Raw genomic sequence first — 4297 nt, 5'->3', positions numbered from 1 at the left:
CGGGGTGAACTTCTCGTAGTAGAAGTGCGTGACCTCCAGGCCCTCGGCGTCCAGGTGGCCGCGTACGGCCTCGACCATCGGGGGAGGACCGCAGAGGTAGATGTCGGCGGCGCCGTCGTGGAGGTGATCCGGAGTGATCAGGCTCGTCACATAGCCGGAGTTGGGGTGCACGGTCTCCGGGTCGGCCACGACGAGGTCCCACGTCATGCCCGGGATGCGGGTCGTGTACTCGTCCAGCAGATCGGTGTACACCACGTCGGTGTCGAAGGAGGTGCCGTAGACGAGGTGGATCGGGCGGCCGGTGGTGCCGGCCGCCGCGAGGGTCTCCAGGATCGACAGGACCGGCGCGAGGCCGGTGCCGCCCGCGAGCAGCAGGAGGGGACGGGTCGACTCGCGGAGGAAGAACGAGCCCATCGGCCCGGTCAGCTCCAGCCGGTCGCCGATCGCGCACCGCTGCGCGAGGTACTCCGACATCGCGCCGCCCTCGGCGTACTTGATGAGGAACGACAGCCGGGCCGCGTCGGCGCCGGTGGAGAAGGAGTAGGAACGCGTCTGGTCGGTGCCGGGGACCGAGATGTTCACGTACTGGCCCGGCAGGAACGCCAGGGCCGCGCGGTCATCGAGCTCCGCGGTCAGGGCGAACGCACCCTCGGCCAGCCGATCCACGGCCGTGACCGTGGCGGGGTGCGCGGCGGCCGTCGTCTTGGCCACGTCCGAGGTGGTGGGGATCTGCACCACCAGGTCGGAGGTCGGGACCATCTGACACGGCAGGCAGTAGCCTGCCGCGGCCTCGTCCTCGGTGAGGGCGTCGTCGATGTAGTCGCCGCCGTCGAACTCGCCGGACTCGCAGAGGGACTTGCAGGTGCCGCAGGCTCCGTCACGGCAATCGAGCGGGATGTTGATCCGCGCCTTGTACGAGGCGTCGGCGACGGTCTCCGTCGGGCCGCAGTTGACGAAACGCGTCACTCCGTCCTCGAAGCTCAGGGCCACCTTAAAGCTCATGGGTTTCACTCCTGGTCACTGGCGATATCGGCCGCTGAGGCGCGGCCCCTGGTCAGGGGGCCGGCCCGGCAGACGACCGGGCCGGCGCCGGGGTGGGTCACACCATGTAGACGTCGACGATGTGATGGATGTAGTCGTTCTTCAGCACGACCTTCTTGTACGTGATCAGCGGGGACTCGCCGGTCACGTCGAGCGTGTAGAAGGAGGTGCCGAAGTACTGGTCCGTGGTGTTGTACCGGAAGTACGACGACAGCCAGTTGAAGCGGATGTCGACCTCGCCCGGGCGGCGCTCGAGAACCTCGATGTTGCTGATGAGGTGATTCGTCCTCGGCTCGGGTAGGGACGTGGCCGAGGAGCGCTCGGTCCGGATCCGGAACACGCGGTCCTCGATGCCAGCCCGGTTGGGGTAGAAGATCAGGCTGATCTCGGAGTACGGATCGGTGGTGAGCTCACCGCCGTCGTCCCAGGCGGGCATCCAGTACATCGCGTCCTCGCGGTAGCACTCGATCCACTGCTCGAACTGGCGGTCATCGAGCAGCCGGGCTTCACGGAACAGGAAGGCGGAGATCTCGTCGACCGTGATCGACGCCGTCGCAGGTGCGGACATGGTCAGTCCTTTCTCGCTGTAGTGGGCGGGGATCAGGCGTCGGCGGTGATTGCGGCGCGGTCGGTCACGCCATTGGCGGCCGGGGCCTTCGCGGAGGGCTTCTCCTCCGCGTCGACGGCGCGACGCATGGTCTCGAGCCAGTAGCCGTGCTGGACCGGGTACAGGCCCTCGTCCTCGGTCTTGGCGCCGGAGGACAGCACGTTGTTCATGCCGAGCCCGCGGGCGGTCTCGTCCGGGCCGTTCAGTTGGTGAGTGCTGCCGCGGGTCATGTCGTTCCACGGGGCGGCCTCGGCGAGGTAGGTCTTCTGGCAGGAGCGGAACTCCTCCAGGTCGTCCGGGGTCGCCATGCCGGTCGCGTTGAAGAAGTCCTCGTACTGGCGGATGCGCGCGGCGCGGGCCTCGGCGCTCTCGCCCTTGGGGGCGATGCAGTAGATCGTGACCTCGGTCTTGTCCACGGAGATCGGCTTGAAGTGCCGGATCTGGCTGGAGAACTGATCCATCAGGTACACGTTCGGGTACAGGCACAGGTTGCGCGAGGCGCCCACCATGAACTCGGCCTTCTTGGTGCCGATCTGGTCGGCCAGCTCCTGACGCCGCTCCCACAGCGGGCGGTCCTCGGGGTTGCCCCACCACATCCACAGCAGCAGGTGGCCATGGTCGAAGGACCAGTAGCCGCCGCCCTGCTTGCCCCAGGTCCCGGCGTCCATGGCCTTGGTCTCGTTCTTGGACTCGCCCGAGCCGCGTCGGGCGGTGGTGGCTGCGTAGTTCCAGTGTGTGGCCGACACGTGGTAGCCGTCGGCGCCGTTCTCGGCCTGGAGCTTCCAGTTGCCGTCGAAGGTGTACGTGGACGAGCCGCGGAGCACCTCCAGGCCCTCGGGGGACTGGTCGACCATCATGTCGATGATCGTGCGGCTGTCTCCCAGGTGCTCTTCGATCGGCAGCACGTCCGGGTTGAGGCTGCCGAACAGGAAGCCGCGGTAGTTGGCGAACTTGGCGACGCGCCGCAGGTCGTGGGAGCCGCCGGAGTTGAACTGCTCCGGGTAGCCGGCGTCGCGGGGGTCCTTGACCTTGAGCAGTTCGCCCGAGTTGGAGAACGTCCAACCGTGGAACGGGCAGGTCAGGGTCGTGCGGTTGTCGGTCTTGCGGCGGCACAACATCGCGCCGCGGTGCGAGCACGCGTTGACGAGGAGGTTGAGCTCCCCGTCCTTGCCGCGCGTGATCACCACGGGCTGGCGACCGATGTCGGTGGTGAAGTAGTCGCCCACCTCCGGGATCTGGCTCTCGTGGGCCAGGTACACCCAGTTGCCCTCGAAGATGTGCTTCATCTCGAGTTCGAAGATCTCCTCGTCGGTGAAGATCCGACGGTTGGCGCGGACGATGCCGTCTTCGGGGCGGTCCTCGAGAGCGGTGTCGAGGGTGTGCTGCAGGTGATCGAGTCGCTCCGACATCGAATCCTCCTCGCGTGGTCGGGGCCGGCCGATGGTGGCCTGTTGCCGGTTTCACACAACAGTGCCCAATTGTGGGTCGGGTCACACTAGGGCAATGACTAGTCGTGCCTAGGTGCTCGGCGTTCGGTGGGCGAACGCACGCGCAATCTCCGCACGTCCACCTGCGGAAACGATCCTTTACGGTTCGACATGCGCACAATGTGCGTTCTACGTTTGTAGATTCAGTGATTGACGACACAGATGCGCGGGGGCACAGTGTGGACATCGGTCAGACGGAAAACAGCGCCGAGACCAGGCGAGGTCCCTCCGCTCCGATCCACCTCACCCCCCACGTCACCAGGGAGCGTCATGTCCACCACCGCAGTCCCCACCGCCGCCGGCTCCGGCAGCGCAGCCACCGACAGGTTCAAGGGCAACCGAGTCAGCTCGGACACATCGAAGGAGCGTGCCGCCGCGATCTACAAGGACGTCCTGACCAAGCTGTCCGAGGTCATCTTCGAGCACGAGGTCACCTACGCCGAGTACCGCGTCCTCAAGCAGTGGCTCATCGAGGTCGGCGAGGGCGGCGAGTGGCCGCTGTGGCTCGATGTTTTCCTGGAGCATTTCATCGAGGACTCCAACAGCCGGATCTTCACCGGCACCAAGGGTTCGATCGAGGGTCCCTACTACGTGCCGGGCGCCCCGAACCTCGGCTCGAAGGGCACCATGCCCATGCGCGAGGACGAGAAGGGCACCGCGCTGGTGTTCAAGGGCCAGGTCCGTGACCTGGACGGTAAGGGCATCGAGGGTGCGAGCGTCGAGCTCTGGCACGCCGACTCCGACGGCTACTACTCGCAGTTCGACGACGGCATGGGCATTCCCGAGTGGAACCTGCGCGCCACCTTCTCCACCGACGCCGAGGGCAACTATGAGATCACCACGATCCAGCCCGCGCCGTACCAGATCCCCCACGACGGGCCGACCGGCGAGTTCATCGCCAGCTACGACGGCCACCCGTGGCGTCCCGCGCACCTGCACCTCAAGGTCACCGCCCCGGGCAAGCGACTCATCACCACGCAGCTCTACTTCCAGGGCGGTCAGTGGGTCGACGACGACGTCGCCGGCGCCGTCAAGCCCGAGCTCACCCTGGATCCGAAGCCGAACGCGGCCGGTGTCGACGAGGTCACCTACGACTTCGTCCTCGACCCGGTCTCCGACGCCCGGTACGTCGCCTGATCAGGGCGCGCGCCCGACCCACGAC

Annotated in this window: 4 protein-coding genes; 1 reads left to right on the top strand and 3 read right to left on the bottom strand. The window is 66.8% G+C overall.

Going from position 1 to position 4297, the window contains the following annotated elements; genetic code table 11:
• From benC to benA, 3 genes are all read right to left on the bottom strand, one after another.
• The coding region (benC, locus tag ACWIE7_RS18415; RefSeq protein ID WP_454070219.1) for a benzoate 1,2-dioxygenase electron transfer component BenC at positions 1–1002 on the bottom strand (1002 nt) is incomplete at its 3' end.
• Positions 1003–1099: 97 nt separating this feature from the next.
• Positions 1100–1609 (bottom strand): benzoate 1,2-dioxygenase small subunit, encoded by a 510-nt coding sequence (gene benB, locus ACWIE7_RS18410; RefSeq protein ID WP_452099356.1) that lies wholly within the window; start codon positions 1607–1609, stop codon positions 1100–1102.
• 32 nt (positions 1610–1641) lie between these two features.
• Entirely contained in the window at positions 1642–3057 is a 1416-nt protein-coding gene (gene benA / locus ACWIE7_RS18405; RefSeq protein ID WP_454058198.1) for a benzoate 1,2-dioxygenase large subunit, read from the bottom strand.
• A 348-nt stretch (positions 3058–3405) separates the two neighbouring features.
• On the opposite strand from benA, the gene catA reads away from it, so the two are divergent.
• A complete protein-coding gene (gene catA, locus ACWIE7_RS18400; RefSeq protein WP_454058197.1) occupies positions 3406–4272 on the top strand; it encodes a catechol 1,2-dioxygenase in 867 nt (288 codons plus the stop codon).
• The last annotated feature ends 25 nt before the right edge of the window (positions 4273–4297 follow it).

Source organism: Dietzia sp. NPDC055343, assembly GCF_053645265.1.
This window is presented reverse-complemented; position numbering and strand designations above follow the sequence as displayed.

Coding starts and splice junctions, on each gene's coding strand:
- benB (WP_452099356.1), bottom strand. CDS start 1,609: ATGTCCGCACCTGCGACGGCGTCGATCACGGTCGACGAGATCTCCGCC.
- benA (WP_454058198.1), bottom strand. CDS start 3,057: ATGTCGGAGCGACTCGATCACCTGCAGCACACCCTCGACACCGCTCTC.
- catA (WP_454058197.1), top strand. CDS start 3,406: ATGTCCACCACCGCAGTCCCCACCGCCGCCGGCTCCGGCAGCGCAGCC.